Below are 15356 nucleotides of genomic sequence, written 5' to 3' on the forward strand. Positions count from 1 at the left end.
TTGTAATTTTCATTTTTTTCGCAACAAACAAATATAACAAAACACCCAACAAAATCAGGGTATTTGGGCACACCTACCTTATAAGTTATTAACAATACTTGTGAAAAAATAACTGTATTCTTTAGAACTGAATTATATATCTAAAAAAAGCAACAAGCCATCAAACCTTTTGCTTTCATATGAGTCTAAATAAAACTTTCACATAACTTTAAAACAGTTATAATTCTGAAAGTGTACATTTAAAACTCAAAAAAAATAAATACTATGAAATTATTTCTTAGCAGTGTAGCGCTTATTGCTACGCTACTTTTTTCACCACAATCAGCACAAGCCCAAAATTTTCCTAAAATGGACTCTAGTCCAATGGACCTTACTATGGCTCGTGCCGATCGCAACACTCCTCCAATTGCACGTGTAATTTATAGCAGACCAACGAAAAAAGGCCGCGATATTTTCGGAGATCTTGTTCCCTACGGAAAAGTATGGAGAACCGGAGCCAATGAAGCTACCGAGCTTACGCTGTATGTACCGATGATGATTGGTGGCGAAAGATTAGAACCTGGAACATATACACTATATACTATTCCAAATGAAGATACTTGGACAATCATAATTAACCGTGACACCAATGTTTGGGGGTCATCTAGCTACAAAGAGGAGAAAGACGCCGTACGCATCGATGTTCCCGTTCGCGATGCAGCTGCTCCAGCCGAATCCCTTTCTATGGTATTTAGACCCGACACTAACGGCACTACATTAATGATTGGTTGGGATACCACATATGTAGAAATTCCTTTCAAAAAAGCATAATTAATTAAAACGATACTATGAAAACACGAAATTTACTTGCAACAACAACAATGGCGTTTTTACTTTTATTTACCATTCAAATCAACGCCCAAGAATTTAAAGACCTAGATAAAAGCCCAATGGATGTTGCGGCATTTCCTTCCGACTATAAAGACGCAAATAAACTTATTAAAATACAGTATAGCCGTCCACAGTTAAAAGGACGAACTCTTCAAAAACTAGCTCCAAATGGAGAAGTATGGCGTACAGGTGCAAATGAAGCAGCAGAACTTACGCTGTATGCAGACATGATGTTGGGAGACACTAAAGTAAAGGCTGGAACCTACACATTCTATGTAATTCCAGGAGCAAAAGAATGGACTGCCATTGTAAGTACCGACCTAAATGTATGGGGATCGTATTTTTACAAGGAAGGCAATGATGTTGCACGAATAACAGTTCCTGTTACCGAAGATAATAAAGCCCTTGAGGCATTTTCGATTGCTTTCGATAAAAGCGATGATGGTGTAGACATGCATCTTGGATGGGGAACTACTCGAGTAAAAGTTCCATTCACAAGTGCTAAGATGGACACGATGAAGATGAAGAAATAACCACAAGCTTACACTTATACAAGTAAAAAACTTCCCGCTATCACGGGAAGTTTTTTTATGGAATATTTAAATATTTATGGGTTTGCAGTGATACTTTCCATTTCGGATTTTGCATTACATAATCTACGATTAATGGACTCATTTTGTCTCGATTGCTCCATTCTGGTTGCAGATATAGTATGCAATTATCATTTACTTTAGCCGCTTGCTCTTCCGCAAATCGAAAATCATCTTTGTTAAAAATAATTACTTTTAGTTCGTGCGCCACTTCATAAATTTCTGGTTGTGGCAGTTTAATCTTTTTAGGAGAAAGACAAATCCAATCCCAAGTTCCAGTTAATGCGTATGCTCCAGAAGTTTCAATATGTATTTGCATGCCCTTTTCTTTCAACGCCGATGTCAACGGCCCCATATCCCAAGTTAAGGGTTCTCCACCCGTTATTACAACGGTCTTAGAATATGCAGAAGCATTGGCTACAATCGCATCCTTTTTTGTTGGCGGATGCAGATCGGCATTCCAACTTTCCTTTACATCACACCAGTGACATCCTACATCGCAACCGCCAATACGAATAAAATAGGCTGCGGTCCCTTTGTGAAAACCTTCTCCTTGAATGGTATAAAATTCTTCCATTAAGGGAAGCATTTCACCAGCATTTACTAAGTCCTGAATCTCTTTTTGCATAAGCCGCAAAGGTAGGGATTTTAGTTGTTAGTTAATCTTAGCAGTTCACAGATTTTAATACTTTAAAAAAAGAGAATACATTCTTTTAAAAGGTTTATAGCAATTTAGATACTATAGAACCTTAAGTAAATTTATTATCATTTTACTGCTATGACATCAATTTCGACGCGAGCATTTCTTGCAAGTCCCGAAGCAGCAAAAGTAGTACGGGCGGGTTTCTTCGGAAAGTATTGCGAATAAATCAAATTAAATGCTTCGAAATCATCTATATCGGAAAGAATAACAGTCGCTTTTACTACATCATCCAACTGAAGCTGATGGTGTATAAGAACGCTTTTTATATTCTCTAAAGCTTGTTTTGTTTCTGCAGCAATTCCGCCTGGCACTAATTCACGGGTAGCGTGGTTCATTCCTATTTGGCCACTAAGAAACAAGAAATTTCCTGCCGAAACAGCATCACTAAATGGAGCGTTTTTTTTCTTTGGTTCGTGAGAAGCATGAAACTTAGGTGAAATTGCTTCAGTAATGGGACGCACTGAAAGCGAATCACTGTTAGAAGTTGAGATTGTTGCTCTAGAATTCGACACACTCTCGCGACACCCTAAGCTTCCGAAGAAAAACAATAAAAATATACTGTAAGAGGAAAATTTAATAAGTGCATTCATAGTAAAAATTTTAAAGGACCATTTATTTCTATACCAAAGTTACAATTGTTATTTTTATCGAAAATTTAAATCATGGCAGACAAACAGGCTTTTTTCGACCATATTAACGCCGGAAACACAACAAAGGGTGAGGCTATTACACTGGGAGCAGCAATGCTGGATGGTGAAACGATTACCAACGCTTTGGTAAAAGTGCCATTAAAAACACTTAACCGTCATGGATTGATTGCCGGAGCTACTGGAACAGGAAAGACTAAAACATTACAGGTTTTAGCAGAAAACCTTTCGGAAAAAGGGATTCCTGTGTTGCTTATGGATATGAAAGGAGATCTTAGTGGTATTGCGCAGCCGAGTCCAGGACATGCAAAAATCGACGAACGCCACGAGAAGATTGGAATTCCGTTTGAAGCAAAGAAATTTCCTGTGGAGATCTTAACGATTTCAGACCAAGGAGGAGTTAGAATGCGCGCAACTGTTAGTGAATTTGGCCCCGTATTGCTTTCAAGAATTTTAGACGTGAGCGATACTCAAGCTGGAATAATTTCTGTGATCTTTAAATATTGTGATGACAATAAGCTACCGCTGCTTGATCTAAAAGATTTTAAAAGCGTACTTCAATATGCCACCAACGAAGGGAAAGAAGAATTAGCAAAAGATTATGGTCGTATTTCAGCGGCTTCCACTGGAGCGATTCTACGTAAGGTCGTGGCTTTAGAACAACAAGGTGCAGATCTTTTTTTTGGTGAAAAATCGTTCGACACCGACGACCTATTGCGTGTCGATGAAAATGGAATGGGGTATATAAATATTATTCGTCTTACCGATATTCAAGATCGTCCTAGTTTGTTTTCTACTTTTATGCTATCCTTATTAGCTGAAATCTATGCCACATTTCCAGAACAAGGAGACAGTGGTCGCCCCGAACTCGTTATTTTTATAGACGAGGCTCATCTTATTTTTAAACAAGCGAGTAAAGCATTATTAAATCAGATTGAAAGTATTGTAAAACTTATTCGATCGAAAGGGGTTGGATTGTATTTTGTAACACAAAACCCAACAGATGTGCCCGACGAAGTATTGAGCCAGTTAGGTCTGAAAGTACAGCATGCGCTTCGTGCGTTCACAGCTAAAGATCGGAAAGCGATAAAGTTAACTGCAGAGAATTATCCTATTTCTGAATATTACAAAACCGACGAGGTGTTAACTTCATTAGGAATTGGTGAAGCTTTGGTAAGTGCTTTGAGTGAAAAAGGGATTCCTACACCTCTCGCGGCAACAATGTTACGTGCTCCTATGAGCCGAATGGATGTTTTGGAAGATTCAGAATTAACAGAGTTGTTGAATGGCTCTAAACTTTCAGAGAAATACAATGATCTTATCGACCGTGAAAGTGCATACGAATTACTAACTAAAAAAATTGAAGTTGCCGAACAAGAAGAAGTAAAAGAAAAAGCTAAAAAAGAAAGAGAAGCCGTTAAAAAAAGTTCGTCCCGTTCTAGCAAAAGCCGAAGTAGTCGATCGACACAAAGCACCTTATTAAAAACTCTTTCGAGTCCTACGGTAATAAGAAGTGTTCTTGGAATTCTAGGAAAAATGATGCGATAGGCTAAAAAAAAAACATTCAATTTCTAATATATTTAAAAACAAATATGACCGTCACATACTAAAGACTATTTTGATACTATTAAACTAAAAATAAATTTTACACATACTATGAAAAAGACCCTATTATTAGGCGCAATCGCCACCTTGTTATTTGTTCAATGCGGAAAAGAAAAAGATCCGTTTATGATTTCGAATGGGCAGGTTGGCTCTTTTACTAAAGACTTACAAACCAAACAAATCGACTCAATATTCGCAACAGACTCTATTGTAAAACTAAATCCTACAGAAAATGCTTTAGGAACACAAGGAGAGGTCGAAGTTTGGGATAAAAACGGTGAAAAATTATTATTACTTTCTCCGGATAACGAAAGAGATCCCAACAGTACAATTACAAACATTCAGGTATTTGACACGCGTTACAAAACAGAGAAAGGATTAAATAGCGGAAGTACTTTTAAAGATTTAAAAGATAATTACACCATTACAAATATTCAAACAACTATTAATTCGGTTGTTATTTTTCTTGAAGAAACCGATGTATATGTAACAATCGATAAAAAACAATTATCTGAAAACTTACGTTATGACCCTAGTCTAAAAATTGAAGCTTCTCAGATTCCCGATGAAGCCAAGTTTAAGTACTTTATGATTGGTTGGGAGGCTTCAAAGGCTACGAAATCGGCAGAATAAACTCAATGTTTTGTTAATGCCCTCCCTAGATTCGAGCGTATATCGTATTTTTAAATTCTAACCAATCAATTTAGATATGATAAAAATTTTAGGATTTATTTTAACGATCGCAGGTGCAATTTCTCTTGTAATGGGGATTCTAGGGGTTTTTGGCAGTATGGATATAGGCATGAGTCCGTGGGCACTTATAATACTAGGTGTAATTTTCTTTATCGCCGGAATTGGACTATTAAAAAACAGAAAAGATACCGATCAAACATAATAGAATAGATGCAACACAAACCCTCTTCTTTGAGGGTTTTTTTATATTTAATAATTATGGCAAAGTCACGTATAAAAAATGAAGACCAGTACGAAGCCCTTCGAGAAAAGGGATATAGTAAGGAGAAATCTGCTCGAATTGCAAACACTCCTAATGCTGGAGAAAAAGGAGGAAAAGCGAGCCCGTATGAACAATGGACTAAAAAAGAACTCTACGAACAAGCAAAAAATGTAGGGATTAAAGGTCGCTCTAAAATGAATAAAAAAGAACTTATTAAATCACTTAGAACAAATTAATGAAACCACTCTCACCTTTCCACCTAGCTATTCCTGTAGATAACCTTGCTGCATGTCGTACTTTTTACAGAGACATACTTGAACTAGAAGAAGGACGCAGTAGCGATCATTGGGTGGATTTTAATTTTTTTGGTCACCAGTTAGTGATTCATTATAAAGAAAAGCAATCCTTGGAAAATCCTATTGAAAATAGTGTGGACGGAAAAGAAGTACCCGTGCCTCATTTTGGTGTAGTATTAGACATGGAAACCTTTCGTGAGTTTTCAGAAAAACTAAAGAAGAAAAACATTAAATTTATAATAGAACCTTACATTCGATTTGAAGGAAAAACTGGAGAACAAGCAACCATGTTTTTTAAAGATCCTTCGGGAAATGCCTTAGAGTTTAAAGCTTTTAAAGATCGCTCACAACTATTTGCCAAATAATACATTATGAAAACTATCCATCCACAGGTCATTCGGCAGATATTTGTTTTGCTACTTATTCTTTTAATGGGAACATTAATTTTCAAAGAAATGCTTCCATACCTTTCGGGTGTATTAGGCGCCATTACCATTTACGTATTAATGAGGAAATGGATGGCATTTTTAGTAAAGAAGAAAAAATGGAATCCCGATTTGGCAGCAGCATTATTAATGTTTGCTTCGTTTGTTGGCATTCTTCTTCCAGTTGCTGGAATTGTGCTCATGCTTGGAAATAAAATTGGTGAAGCAGTACAGAATTCCGAAGAAGTGGTTTCAGCCTTTAAAGGTCAAGTTGCTAATTGGGAAGATAAAATTGGATACGATCTTAGTTCTCAAATTGATGTAAGCGCCGTATCGTCTTGGGTTTCAGAAAATCTTAAAAGTTTCGCTGGAGGGACCTTTAATATTATTATTGCCATTGGGATGATGTATTTCCTATTATATTATATGCTCACCAACCGTAAGCAACTTAAAGAATCTCTGTATCAGTATATTCCAATAAATAAGGAAAATCTTAAAGAAATTGGTGGAGAAACCCAGGCCATGGTTAGATCGAATGCATTAGGAATTCCTATGGTAGCAATCGCTCAAGGAATTATAGCCCTTATAGGTTTTATTATATTTGGTATCCCAGATCCCTTTTTCTGGTTTGTGATTGTAACTATAGGCTCTATGATTCCGTTTGTGGGTACGCTCATAGGCATATTGCCAGTATTTATTTTATCTCTTTCTGGTGGTGATAATTTTCAAGCATGGGGAATTTTACTGTACGGATTAATTATTGTAGGATCTACCGACAACGTTATTCGTCTATATGTATTAAAAAAATTAGACAATGTACACCCGCTCATAACACTTATTGGTGTAATCGTTGGAGTTCCATTATTTGGATTTATTGGGCTTATATTTGGCCCCTTACTTTTAAGTTTATTTCTCATAGTTTTACGAATTTATCGCAAAGAATATGGAAAAGAAACAGACTCTCCAGAAATTAAAAAAGAGGCTTCTAAAGATGTTCTATAATTAATGTTTGCTAAAATTCCCACTACCAAATATCCTCCAAACACCAAACCAGTTTTAATTTGGGATGGTGAATGTGGCTTTTGTAAGTATTGGGTATTACGATGGGAGCAACTTATTAAAGATCGAGTTCGATTTAGAACGTACCAAGAAGTTGCTTCAGAATTTCCTGACATACCCATCAAAGAATTTAAAAAAGCATCCCGGTTTATTGACCTCAATGGCACTATTTTTAGCGGTCCAGATTCTGCATATAAAAGCTACACCTATAGTAATAAATCACTTCCATGGCATCGCTGGTATCATTCTTCAACAATATTTAGATGGCTCAGTGATCATGGTTATAATTTTATTGCTAAACATCGCCCTCTCTTTTATAAGATTACCATACTTTTCTTCGGAAAAAACCCTAAGAGCATTAAACCGTATTGGTTCATATATACGCTTATTTTTTTGGGAATATTTTATATGCTTCTGAAACTTTTATAACAAAACTTTAAAACATCGTCTTAACGAGTTACAGTATCTTTAAGCAACTTAAAAACTCATACCATGCTATTCGGAAAAAATAAAAACAAGTTCTACTTCAATCCTGGAAATAGAGATACCGGTGTTGATGAAAATTATGTACAAGAGGAGGTTTCTAAAATCGATGAAGATGATGTAGAGGTGGTCCTTAAAAATGAAGAAAATATTGACAAAAAATTTAGTGGTAGTAACGGTCTATCAAAATATATGGAACTTGGTCGTATTATGATGAGCATGTTAAAGGATGTAAAAAAAGGAGAATACAAGAATATCCCTTGGTTTACAATTGCAACTATTGTATTGGCTCTTCTATATGTTTTAAATCCGATGGATATTATTCCAGACTTTATTCCAGGTATTGGTTATATCGATGATATCGCAGTATTGAGTATTGGAGTGGGATGGATTGAAAGTGATCTTCACCGTTATCTAGACTGGCGTTTAGAGCATGAAAAGGGAATTTAATTTTAAGAAATATAAAAAAAAAGAGGCTGTTTAAAACAGCCTCTTTTTTTTTATATATAGAAATCCAATTATGGATTTCTTCGTTGTTCTCTCGCTAACAGTGTATTTTTAAGTAGCATGGCTATAGTCATAGGCCCAACTCCTCCGGGTACTGGAGTAATAAAACTGGCTTTCTTACTTACATTTTCGAAATCAACATCTCCAGTGATTACATAGCCTTTAGGGTGACTATCATCTTCTACTCTTGTAATACCTACGTCGATAATAACCACATCATCTTTAACCATTTCAGCTTTTAGAAAATTGGGAACCCCCAAAGCGGAAATAATAATATCTGCCTGCGAAGTAATTTGCGTGATATTTTTTGTGTTACTGTGGGTCAGGGTTACCGTACTATTTCCTGGCCAACCTTTACGACTCATCAAAATACTCATAGGGCGACCTACAATATGACTTCTACCAATTACAACAGTATGCTTTCCTTTAGTATCTACATCGTAACGTTCTAATAATTCTAAGATCCCAAAAGGAGTTGCTGGAATAAAAGTACTCATATCGAGTGCCATCTTTCCAAAATTTTCGGGATGAAAACCATCAACATCTTTGCTAGGGTCGACTGCTAATAAAACTTTTTGCGTATCGATTTGTGGAGGTAGCGGTAATTGAATGATGAATCCATCAATATCATCGTTCTTATTTAACTCTTTAATTTTTTTTAGCAATTCAAGTTCGCTAGTAGTATGTGGCATTCGTACCATAGTCGATTCAAAACCGACACGCTCACAAGAACGTACTTTACTTCCTACATAGGTTAAGCTTGCTCCATCATCCCCAACTAATACTGCAGCTAGATGCGGCACTTTCTCACCGTTAGCTTTCATCTTATCGACTTCTGCCTTGATTTCATTTTTTATATCGTTGCTTATTTTTTTTCCGTCGAGAATTGTCATTTTTTAGTCCTTAGAAGTAATGTTTTGTTTATAAAAAATACATAAAGCAACTCGCAAACATGCAGCGTTCTTTATTCACAAGTTTTTAGCGCATTTTATTCATCATTTGCATCATTTTACGACCACCGCCGCCTTGCATCATCTTCATCATTTTACTCATTTGGTTGAATTGTTTCAACAACTGATTTACTTCCTGTACAGAAGTTCCACTCCCTTTAGCAATTCGTTTTTTTCTACTTCCATTAATAATCGAAGGTTCGGTACGTTCTTGAACAGTCATTGAATGAATGATTGCTTCAATTCCTTTAAAAGCATCATCATCAACCTCTACTCCTTTTAAAGCTTTTCCAGCACCTGGGATCATTCCGACAAGATCTTTCATGGACCCCATCTTTTTTACCTGCTGGATTTGATTTAGAAAATCATCGAACCCAAATTGATTCTTGGCAATTTTTTTCTGAAGCTTCCGAGCTTCCTCTTCATCGAACTGTTCTTGTGCCCGCTCTACTAACGAAACAACATCTCCCATTCCGAGAATTCGATCTGCCATACGTGCTGGGTGAAAGACATCGATAGCGTCCATTTTCTCACCAGTACCAATAAATTTTATGGGCTTATCAACAACACTCTTAATAGAAATTGCAGCACCCCCTCTAGTATCACCATCTAATTTGGTAAGTACTACCCCTTCGAAATCCAAACGTTCATTAAAGGCTTTTGCTGTATTAACAGCATCCTGCCCTGTCATAGCATCTACTACAAATAACGTTTCATTGGGTTTAATGGCAGCATGTACTTCCGCGATCTCGGCCATCATTTCTTCATCGACCGCCAAACGACCTGCGGTATCGATAATTACAATATTATGACCATTTTGCTTTGCGTGTGCAATCGCATTTTGAGCGATCGAAACTGGGTTCTTATTATCCGGTTCACTATACACCTCTACGCCTACTTGATCACCTACAACATGTAATTGATTAATTGCCGCCGGACGATATATATCACAGGCAACCAATAAAGGTTTTTTAGATTTTTTTGTTTTTAAATAATTAGCGAGTTTACCAGAAAAAGTAGTTTTACCACTACCCTGCAAACCAGACATTAAAATAATTCCTGGTGCGCCACTTAAATCCATCTCAGCCGTCTCACCCCCCATCAAGGCGGTAAGTTCATCTTTCACTAACTTCACCATTAACTGCCCTGGCTGAAGGGTTGTAAGCACGTTCTGTCCTAATGCTTTTTCTTTTACAGTAGAGGTAAACTCTTTTGCAGTCTTAAAATTTACATCGGCGTCTAATAAGGCACGACGTACCTCTTTCAACGTTTCCGCTACATTTACTTCTGTAATACTTCCATGCCCTTTTAAAACATGAAGGGCTTTATCTAACTTATCACTTAAACTATCGAACATAATCTTTGGTACTTTTTTAAGGTGATTCGAAGGTTTAGAGACGTCCGAATCGGAGCACAAAGATAGCATTCTGCGAGCGAGTTACAAAGCCGGTAGTTGCTAAAACTTTTTTAGGATTCTGCTTTTTTAATTTTTTAATTTCCTAATAGTTTACGATACTTATTTTTTAAGTAATTTTATACGTTCATGAAAGCTTCACACCAAAAGATACTTGAGCATGTATTGCAGGATATTTCGCTTACTTCGGAAGAACAACTTGAATTTATAAGTGTTATTTCTGAACGTAAAATCCGAAAAAAATCATGGCTCATTCAACCTGGGGAAATTGTTTCTAATGAATACTTTGTTGTTAGCGGGTGTTTAAAAGCGTACTATTTAGATGATAAAGGAGATGAACACATCATTCAATTTGCAATAGAAAATTGGTGGATTAGTGATTTTGAAGCATTTTTCACTCGAATTCCTGCGCAATTATATGTAGAAGCGATTGAAGATTCAGAACTGTTAGAAATACATCTAGATACGCTAGAGGAATTGTATCGCAGAATTCCGAAGTTCGAACGATTTTTCCGATTAAAGACCACTGCTGCTTTTGTATCCTTACGCCAACGAATTCTCTCTTCCCTTCAGAAAAATTCTCGAGAACGATATCTTGAGTTTTGCATGGCATATCCGCAAATTGAACAACGCGTCGCCAACTACCATATTGCAAATTATCTTGGCATTAAACCCGAAAGTTTAAGTCGAATTCGGAAAGAATTAGCATAGCTTAACGCTTTTTAACACCAGCCCATAACCTACATCAACACAATTGGCGCTCATTCCTTTTATCTTTGATTGAATTAAAAATCAATCACGATGAAAAAGTTAGGGTTACTAGCCACGTTAAAGGCAAAATCAGGAAAAGAAACAGAAGTTCAATCCTTTATAAAAGGGGCTGTAGAACTTGCTCGAAAAGAAGATAAAACACTTTCTTGGTATAGTTTTCAAATCGACGAAAACACATTTGGTATCTTCGACACATTCGAAACTGAAGAAGGAAGAGATGCACACCTTAATGGTGACATTGCTAAAGCACTTATGGAAAATGCCGACCGATTACTAAGTCAAGATCCAGATATTAAAAAGATCGATATTCTTTCAGCTAAGTAAACCTCTTTTTTAGGATCCTTCAGTAAAGGGATAATTGTAAATGCATTATAAGCAATTTTTACTTTTTACTTTTCTCTTATGTATCCTATTCTATTTAATCTAAAAAGTTTCAGAAGAAATTTGTACGCTATATAAATAAGTATGAACATCTTCAGAAAAAAAATAAATACAACTAACATTATATGAAATCACAACCTCTCTTACAACCAATAAAAATTGGCGCTACACAACTTGAAAACCGAGTAGTAATGGCACCTATGACGCGGAGTCGTGCAAACAATCCTGAAAAAAAACCAACGGTAGGAATGCACGATATTTATTATTCCCAGCGCGCATCTGCAGGACTTATTATAACAGAAGGGTCTCAAGTTTCTGAAGAAGCTGTAGGATACGTTTATACAGCAGGAATTCATTCTGAAGCTCAAGTTGAAGGATGGAAAAAAGTGACGAAGGAAGTACATGCTGCTGGTGGAAAAATATTTATTCAGTTGTGGCACGTGGGTAGAATGTCTCACCCAGATTTTCATGATGGGAATTTACCCTTGGCACCCTCAGCTATTAATCCTGAATCTAAATCGTATACTCCAGAAGGGTTCAAAGAAACAGTGACGCCTAAAGCAATGACTCTCGAAGATATTGAAAGAACCATACAGGATTTCACCAATGCTGCTAAGAATGCCGTTGAAGCTGGTTTTGACGGAATTGAAATTCACTCCAGTAACGGATATTTGTTTCACCAATTCTTTAATGGAACGTCGAACAAACGAACCGACAACTATGGAGGAAGTAATGAAAATAGGGCTCGCTTTCTTTTCGATGTGCTTGATTCTGTAAAGAAAGTAATTCCCGAAAATCGTATTGGGTTGCGACTAAACCCTTCATTACATGGTATCTTCGGAATGACCATGGATGAAGACACAATCCCCACCTTTGATTATATCATAGAAAAACTTAATGAATATGACCTTGCATATCTTCATTTAAGTGAGCCATTTAACGATGTCTCGGATGTTGAATTCGCTGAGCCAGAAATAGCAAAAAGATACCGACCTATTTATAAGGGAAATCTAATGATTAGCACTGGTTTTAATCAGGAAAAAGGAAATGCAGTATTGGAGCGTGGTGATGCCGATTTGGTTTCATTTGCAAAACTGTATGTTTCTAATCCCGATCTTGTAGAACGATTCGAAATGAATATCCCCACAAGTGAATGGGATGAAGATACATTCTATACGCAAGGAATAGAGGGCTACACCGATTATGAAGCAAAAGCAAGAAAAGAAATGATTCCTAATTCGGAATTGTAATAATATAAACTAATAACTAAAATTAAAGATGATGAGCGATAAGAAGACCATAGAAACAATAAATCCAGCTACTGGAGAAAAAATTGAATCGTATAACTTAATGTCTAATACAGAAGCTAAAGAAGCTGTACAGCAATGTCACGACGCTTTTTTAGAATGGAGACATACACCGATTGAAGAACGTGCTAAAATAATTAAAGCTATAGGAAAACAATTGAAAGACCGTAGTGAAGAACTTACAGCACTCATGACTCAAGAAATGGGTAAACTATTAAAACAGAGCAAGCAAGAAGTGGAGCTTTGTGCTGGTATTTGTGACTATACAGCCAAAACTGGACCCAAAGCTCTTGCGAATGAAGAACGGGAGTTACCTGAAGGCGGGAAAGGTGTAATTGCGTATTCCCCAATAGGAGTAATATACGGTATTCAACCCTGGAACTTCCCTGTATATCAAGTAATTAGATATTCTATTGCTAATTTAATGGCAGGAAATGGTGTGTTACTAAAACATGCTGAAAACGTTACTGGTTGTGGTAAAATGCTTGAAGAAATTTACGAACAAGCCGGATTACCTAAACATTTATTTAAATTACTTGTGATCGATCATGACCAATCCGATACAATTATTGAAAACGATCTAGTGCGAGGAGTAACTTTAACGGGAAGTCCGAAAGCTGGAAAAGCAATTGGTGAGAAGGCAGGAGCTGCACTTAAAAAAACAGTGCTCGAACTGGGAAGTAACGATGCTTATGTGGTATTAGAAGATGCCGATTTAGAAGTTGCCGTTAAAAGCTGTGTAAATGGAAGAATATACAACAATGGTGAAACCTGCGTTGCTGCAAAACGTTTTGTAGTTGTAGATGCCATTTATGATGACTTTAAAAAAGCTTTTGTAGATAAAATGAAGCAAATTAAAGCTGGGGATCCTACGGCATCCGATTCAAAAATTGGACCGATGGCACGCAAAGACCTACGTGACGATCTGCACGAACAAGTTGAAAAAAGTGTAAAAAACGGAGCGAAAATTTTGTGTGGTGGAGAACTACCAGAAGGAAAAGGGTATTTCTATCCAGCAACTGTTTTAGAAAACGTTGCTCCAGGACAGCCTGCTTACGATGATGAATTATTTGGGCCTGTAGCTTCATTAATTCGTGCTAAAGACACGGAGGATGCCATGCGAATTGCTAATGACAGCCGATTTGGCCTAGGTGGTGGAATTTTTAGCAAGGACAGTAAAAAAGCATTCGAACTGGCAGAGAAGCATTTCGATACAGGAATGGTTTTCATTAATTCTTTTGGACTAGCACAACCTAATATGCCTTTTGGTGGTGTAAAAAATTCAGGTTATGGTCGCGAACATGGAGGATTTGGTATTAAAGAGTTTGTAAATGCAAAAGCTATGATGGCATTGAATGGATAGTAAAGAAATTCTTAAGGATTTATAAGTATTAAGCGGGAACAATTGTTTCCGCTTTTTTTTTACCTATTTAATAAATCTCACTAGGCGCATAATAATTAATTATTTTTTTATACACTAAAAATCAAAACTTTACGTACCTTTAAGAAGGAGTTCCTATTTTTTTGTTCTCTCACGTTCTTTAACACTATAAAATTTAGAATTATGAAAACTATCAAGATTCTTTTATCGTTCCTCCTATTCTTTCTTCTTTGTCCTAATCTTTCTGCTCAGCAAGCTTTTTGGGTTCATGAAGATCCAGTATATCCTGCAAAAGCAGCTGATTATGAAGCGTACTGTTCAACGCTTGCAGTTAACAGTAAAAAATATGACATTAAAAAAGCGAATTGGTTTACTATTTCTACAGATGACCTTAGATATTTTCATATTTCTCCAATTCAAAAAATGGCCGATTTAGATCAAAGCCGATTCTCGGTACTGCAAGATAAAATGGGCGAGCAAGAATTTAATCAACTTTTCGAAAATTTTGATAATTGTTACGATAATCATTTCGACTATATTATTCATTTAGATGATGATCTATCTTATATGCCGGAGGGAATAGATCCTAGTGGTTCGGGTTCTGCTTTTGTAAAACTTGAATTTTTCTATGCAACACCACAAAATTTTGAAAAACTACTCGATTTGGCTAAGTCATTTAAAGAACTTTATGCCAATAAGAAATCAAAAGAATATTACCGTGTTTTTAGAAGTGGTTTTGGTTCGCAAGGACAATTTATCATCGTTGCTATTTCAGCAAAAAATGCATCCGAATATGAAAAAATTCGTATTGAAAATAAAGAACTTTTAGGAACAGATCGCGATAAAATCTATGATGAATTATTAAAAACAATTTCTAAAGTTGAAACTTTAAATGGTTATATGAGAGAAGACCTTTCATACGAACCACAGTAAATCGATTTTTAGAAACCCATATTTTAGTTCTATTTTTTTAGGTATCTTAGAGTTTTAATCGATCATCATGATTAGATGG

19 protein-coding genes are annotated in these 15356 nt (G+C 36.2%); 15 read left to right on the forward strand and 4 right to left on the reverse strand.

Annotated elements, in window-relative coordinates; genetic code table 11:
- Window positions 1–264 precede the first annotated feature (264 nt).
- Both ULVI_RS01990 and ULVI_RS01995 read left to right on the forward strand, forming a co-directional pair.
- Entirely contained in the window at window positions 265–810 is a 546-nt protein-coding gene (locus ULVI_RS01990; RefSeq protein WP_068589108.1) for a DUF2911 domain-containing protein, read from the forward strand.
- Between the two features lie 17 nt (window positions 811–827).
- The gene (locus ULVI_RS01995) at window positions 828–1403 is read left to right on the forward strand and encodes a DUF2911 domain-containing protein (RefSeq protein ID WP_068589112.1); all 576 of its coding nucleotides are present in this window, start codon (window positions 828–830) and stop codon (window positions 1401–1403) included.
- A gap of 55 nt (window positions 1404–1458) precedes the next feature.
- Here ULVI_RS01995 and ULVI_RS02000 read toward each other — a convergent pair whose 3' ends face one another.
- Both ULVI_RS02000 and ULVI_RS02005 read right to left on the reverse strand, forming a co-directional pair.
- Window positions 1459–2088, reverse strand: a complete 630-nt coding sequence (locus tag ULVI_RS02000) for a 7-carboxy-7-deazaguanine synthase QueE (protein ID WP_068589115.1) — start codon at window positions 2086–2088, stop codon at window positions 1459–1461.
- A 137-nt stretch (window positions 2089–2225) separates the two neighbouring features.
- Complete coding sequence (locus ULVI_RS02005; protein ID WP_068589118.1) at window positions 2226–2753, reverse strand: RidA family protein; 528 nt, start codon at window positions 2751–2753, stop codon at window positions 2226–2228.
- Between the two features lie 72 nt (window positions 2754–2825).
- Between ULVI_RS02005 and ULVI_RS02010 the strand changes: the two genes are divergently transcribed.
- The 8 genes from ULVI_RS02010 (at window position 2826) to ULVI_RS02045 (ending at window position 8083) form a co-directional block, all read left to right on the forward strand.
- Window positions 2826–4358, forward strand: a complete 1533-nt coding sequence (locus ULVI_RS02010; protein WP_068589123.1) for a helicase HerA-like domain-containing protein — start codon at window positions 2826–2828, stop codon at window positions 4356–4358.
- A gap of 108 nt (window positions 4359–4466) precedes the next feature.
- The gene (locus ULVI_RS02015; protein WP_068589126.1) at window positions 4467–5048 is read left to right on the forward strand and encodes a hypothetical protein; all 582 of its coding nucleotides are present in this window, start codon (window positions 4467–4469) and stop codon (window positions 5046–5048) included.
- A 76-nt stretch (window positions 5049–5124) separates the two neighbouring features.
- Window positions 5125–5310, forward strand: coding sequence for a hypothetical protein (locus ULVI_RS02020; protein ID WP_068589129.1), 186 nt, complete (start codon window positions 5125–5127; stop codon window positions 5308–5310).
- Window positions 5311–5366: 56 nt separating this feature from the next.
- Window positions 5367–5606, forward strand: a complete 240-nt coding sequence (locus ULVI_RS02025) for a DUF7218 family protein (RefSeq protein ID WP_068591302.1) — start codon at window positions 5367–5369, stop codon at window positions 5604–5606.
- Entirely contained in the window at window positions 5606–6031 is a 426-nt protein-coding gene (locus ULVI_RS02030; RefSeq protein WP_068589132.1) for a VOC family protein, read from the forward strand. The genes ULVI_RS02025 and ULVI_RS02030 overlap by 1 nt, the downstream gene beginning before the upstream one ends.
- A 6-nt stretch (window positions 6032–6037) precedes the next feature.
- A complete protein-coding gene (locus ULVI_RS02035) occupies window positions 6038–7093 on the forward strand; it encodes an AI-2E family transporter (RefSeq protein ID WP_068589135.1) in 1056 nt (351 codons plus the stop codon).
- A gap of 3 nt (window positions 7094–7096) precedes the next feature.
- The gene (locus ULVI_RS02040; RefSeq protein ID WP_068589138.1) at window positions 7097–7579 is read left to right on the forward strand and encodes a thiol-disulfide oxidoreductase DCC family protein; all 483 of its coding nucleotides are present in this window, start codon (window positions 7097–7099) and stop codon (window positions 7577–7579) included.
- 63 nt (window positions 7580–7642) lie between these two features.
- Window positions 7643–8083, forward strand: coding sequence for a YkvA family protein (locus ULVI_RS02045; RefSeq protein ID WP_068589140.1), 441 nt, complete (start codon window positions 7643–7645; stop codon window positions 8081–8083).
- Between the two features lie 68 nt (window positions 8084–8151).
- Here the strand turns inward: ULVI_RS02045 and ULVI_RS02050 are convergent, their stop codons facing one another.
- Together ULVI_RS02050 and ffh are read right to left on the reverse strand one after the other, a co-directional pair.
- Window positions 8152–9033 (reverse strand): bifunctional 5,10-methylenetetrahydrofolate dehydrogenase/5,10-methenyltetrahydrofolate cyclohydrolase, encoded by an 882-nt coding sequence (locus tag ULVI_RS02050; protein ID WP_068589142.1) that lies wholly within the window; start codon window positions 9031–9033, stop codon window positions 8152–8154.
- An 85-nt stretch (window positions 9034–9118) separates the two neighbouring features.
- Window positions 9119–10447 carry a signal recognition particle protein gene (gene ffh / locus ULVI_RS02055; RefSeq protein ID WP_068589145.1) on the reverse strand — a complete coding sequence of 443 codons (1329 nt, stop codon included), beginning with the start codon at window positions 10445–10447 and terminating at the stop codon, window positions 9119–9121.
- Window positions 10448–10633: 186 nt separating this feature from the next.
- Here ffh and ULVI_RS02060 point away from each other — a divergent pair, with 186 nt between their 5' ends.
- The 5 genes from ULVI_RS02060 (at window position 10634) to ULVI_RS02080 (ending at window position 15277) form a co-directional block, all read left to right on the forward strand.
- Window positions 10634–11215 carry a Crp/Fnr family transcriptional regulator gene (locus ULVI_RS02060; RefSeq protein ID WP_068589148.1) on the forward strand — a complete coding sequence of 194 codons (582 nt, stop codon included), beginning with the start codon at window positions 10634–10636 and terminating at the stop codon, window positions 11213–11215.
- 90 nt (window positions 11216–11305) lie between these two features.
- Entirely contained in the window at window positions 11306–11599 is a 294-nt protein-coding gene (locus ULVI_RS02065) for a putative quinol monooxygenase (RefSeq protein ID WP_068589149.1), read from the forward strand.
- A gap of 182 nt (window positions 11600–11781) precedes the next feature.
- Window positions 11782–12906, forward strand: a complete 1125-nt coding sequence (locus ULVI_RS02070; RefSeq protein WP_068589152.1) for an alkene reductase — start codon at window positions 11782–11784, stop codon at window positions 12904–12906.
- 31 nt (window positions 12907–12937) lie between these two features.
- Window positions 12938–14326 carry an NAD-dependent succinate-semialdehyde dehydrogenase gene (locus ULVI_RS02075; protein WP_068589154.1) on the forward strand — a complete coding sequence of 463 codons (1389 nt, stop codon included), beginning with the start codon at window positions 12938–12940 and terminating at the stop codon, window positions 14324–14326.
- A 201-nt stretch (window positions 14327–14527) separates the two neighbouring features.
- Window positions 14528–15277: a hypothetical protein gene (locus tag ULVI_RS02080; RefSeq protein ID WP_068589158.1), complete on the forward strand. Its 750-nt coding sequence runs from the start codon at window positions 14528–14530 to the stop codon at window positions 15275–15277.
- The last annotated feature ends 79 nt before the right edge of the window (window positions 15278–15356 follow it).

It is taken from the genome of Cochleicola gelatinilyticus (assembly GCF_001637325.1).
In the GTDB taxonomy this organism is placed as follows: Bacteria; Bacteroidota; Bacteroidia; order Flavobacteriales; family Flavobacteriaceae; genus Cochleicola; species Cochleicola gelatinilyticus.

Excerpts from the sequence above, each read along its gene's own strand:
- ULVI_RS01990 (WP_068589108.1), top strand. The coding sequence starts at position 265 with ATGAAATTATTTCTTAGCAGTGTAGCGCTTATTGCTACGCTACTTTTT.
- ULVI_RS01995 (WP_068589112.1), top strand. The coding sequence starts at position 828 with ATGAAAACACGAAATTTACTTGCAACAACAACAATGGCGTTTTTACTT.
- ULVI_RS02000 (WP_068589115.1), bottom strand. The coding sequence starts at position 2,088 with ATGCAAAAAGAGATTCAGGACTTAGTAAATGCTGGTGAAATGCTTCCC.
- ULVI_RS02005 (WP_068589118.1), bottom strand. The coding sequence starts at position 2,753 with ATGAATGCACTTATTAAATTTTCCTCTTACAGTATATTTTTATTGTTT.
- ULVI_RS02010 (WP_068589123.1), top strand. The coding sequence starts at position 2,826 with ATGGCAGACAAACAGGCTTTTTTCGACCATATTAACGCCGGAAACACA.
- ULVI_RS02015 (WP_068589126.1), top strand. The coding sequence starts at position 4,467 with ATGAAAAAGACCCTATTATTAGGCGCAATCGCCACCTTGTTATTTGTT.
- ULVI_RS02020 (WP_068589129.1), top strand. The coding sequence starts at position 5,125 with ATGATAAAAATTTTAGGATTTATTTTAACGATCGCAGGTGCAATTTCT.
- ULVI_RS02025 (WP_068591302.1), top strand. The coding sequence starts at position 5,367 with ATGGCAAAGTCACGTATAAAAAATGAAGACCAGTACGAAGCCCTTCGA.
- ULVI_RS02030 (WP_068589132.1), top strand. The coding sequence starts at position 5,606 with ATGAAACCACTCTCACCTTTCCACCTAGCTATTCCTGTAGATAACCTT.
- ULVI_RS02035 (WP_068589135.1), top strand. The coding sequence starts at position 6,038 with ATGAAAACTATCCATCCACAGGTCATTCGGCAGATATTTGTTTTGCTA.
- ULVI_RS02040 (WP_068589138.1), top strand. The coding sequence starts at position 7,097 with ATGTTTGCTAAAATTCCCACTACCAAATATCCTCCAAACACCAAACCA.
- ULVI_RS02045 (WP_068589140.1), top strand. The coding sequence starts at position 7,643 with ATGCTATTCGGAAAAAATAAAAACAAGTTCTACTTCAATCCTGGAAAT.
- ULVI_RS02050 (WP_068589142.1), bottom strand. The coding sequence starts at position 9,033 with ATGACAATTCTCGACGGAAAAAAAATAAGCAACGATATAAAAAATGAA.
- ffh (WP_068589145.1), bottom strand. The coding sequence starts at position 10,447 with ATGTTCGATAGTTTAAGTGATAAGTTAGATAAAGCCCTTCATGTTTTA.
- ULVI_RS02060 (WP_068589148.1), top strand. The coding sequence starts at position 10,634 with ATGAAAGCTTCACACCAAAAGATACTTGAGCATGTATTGCAGGATATT.
- ULVI_RS02065 (WP_068589149.1), top strand. The coding sequence starts at position 11,306 with ATGAAAAAGTTAGGGTTACTAGCCACGTTAAAGGCAAAATCAGGAAAA.
- ULVI_RS02070 (WP_068589152.1), top strand. The coding sequence starts at position 11,782 with ATGAAATCACAACCTCTCTTACAACCAATAAAAATTGGCGCTACACAA.
- ULVI_RS02075 (WP_068589154.1), top strand. The coding sequence starts at position 12,938 with ATGAGCGATAAGAAGACCATAGAAACAATAAATCCAGCTACTGGAGAA.
- ULVI_RS02080 (WP_068589158.1), top strand. The coding sequence starts at position 14,528 with ATGAAAACTATCAAGATTCTTTTATCGTTCCTCCTATTCTTTCTTCTT.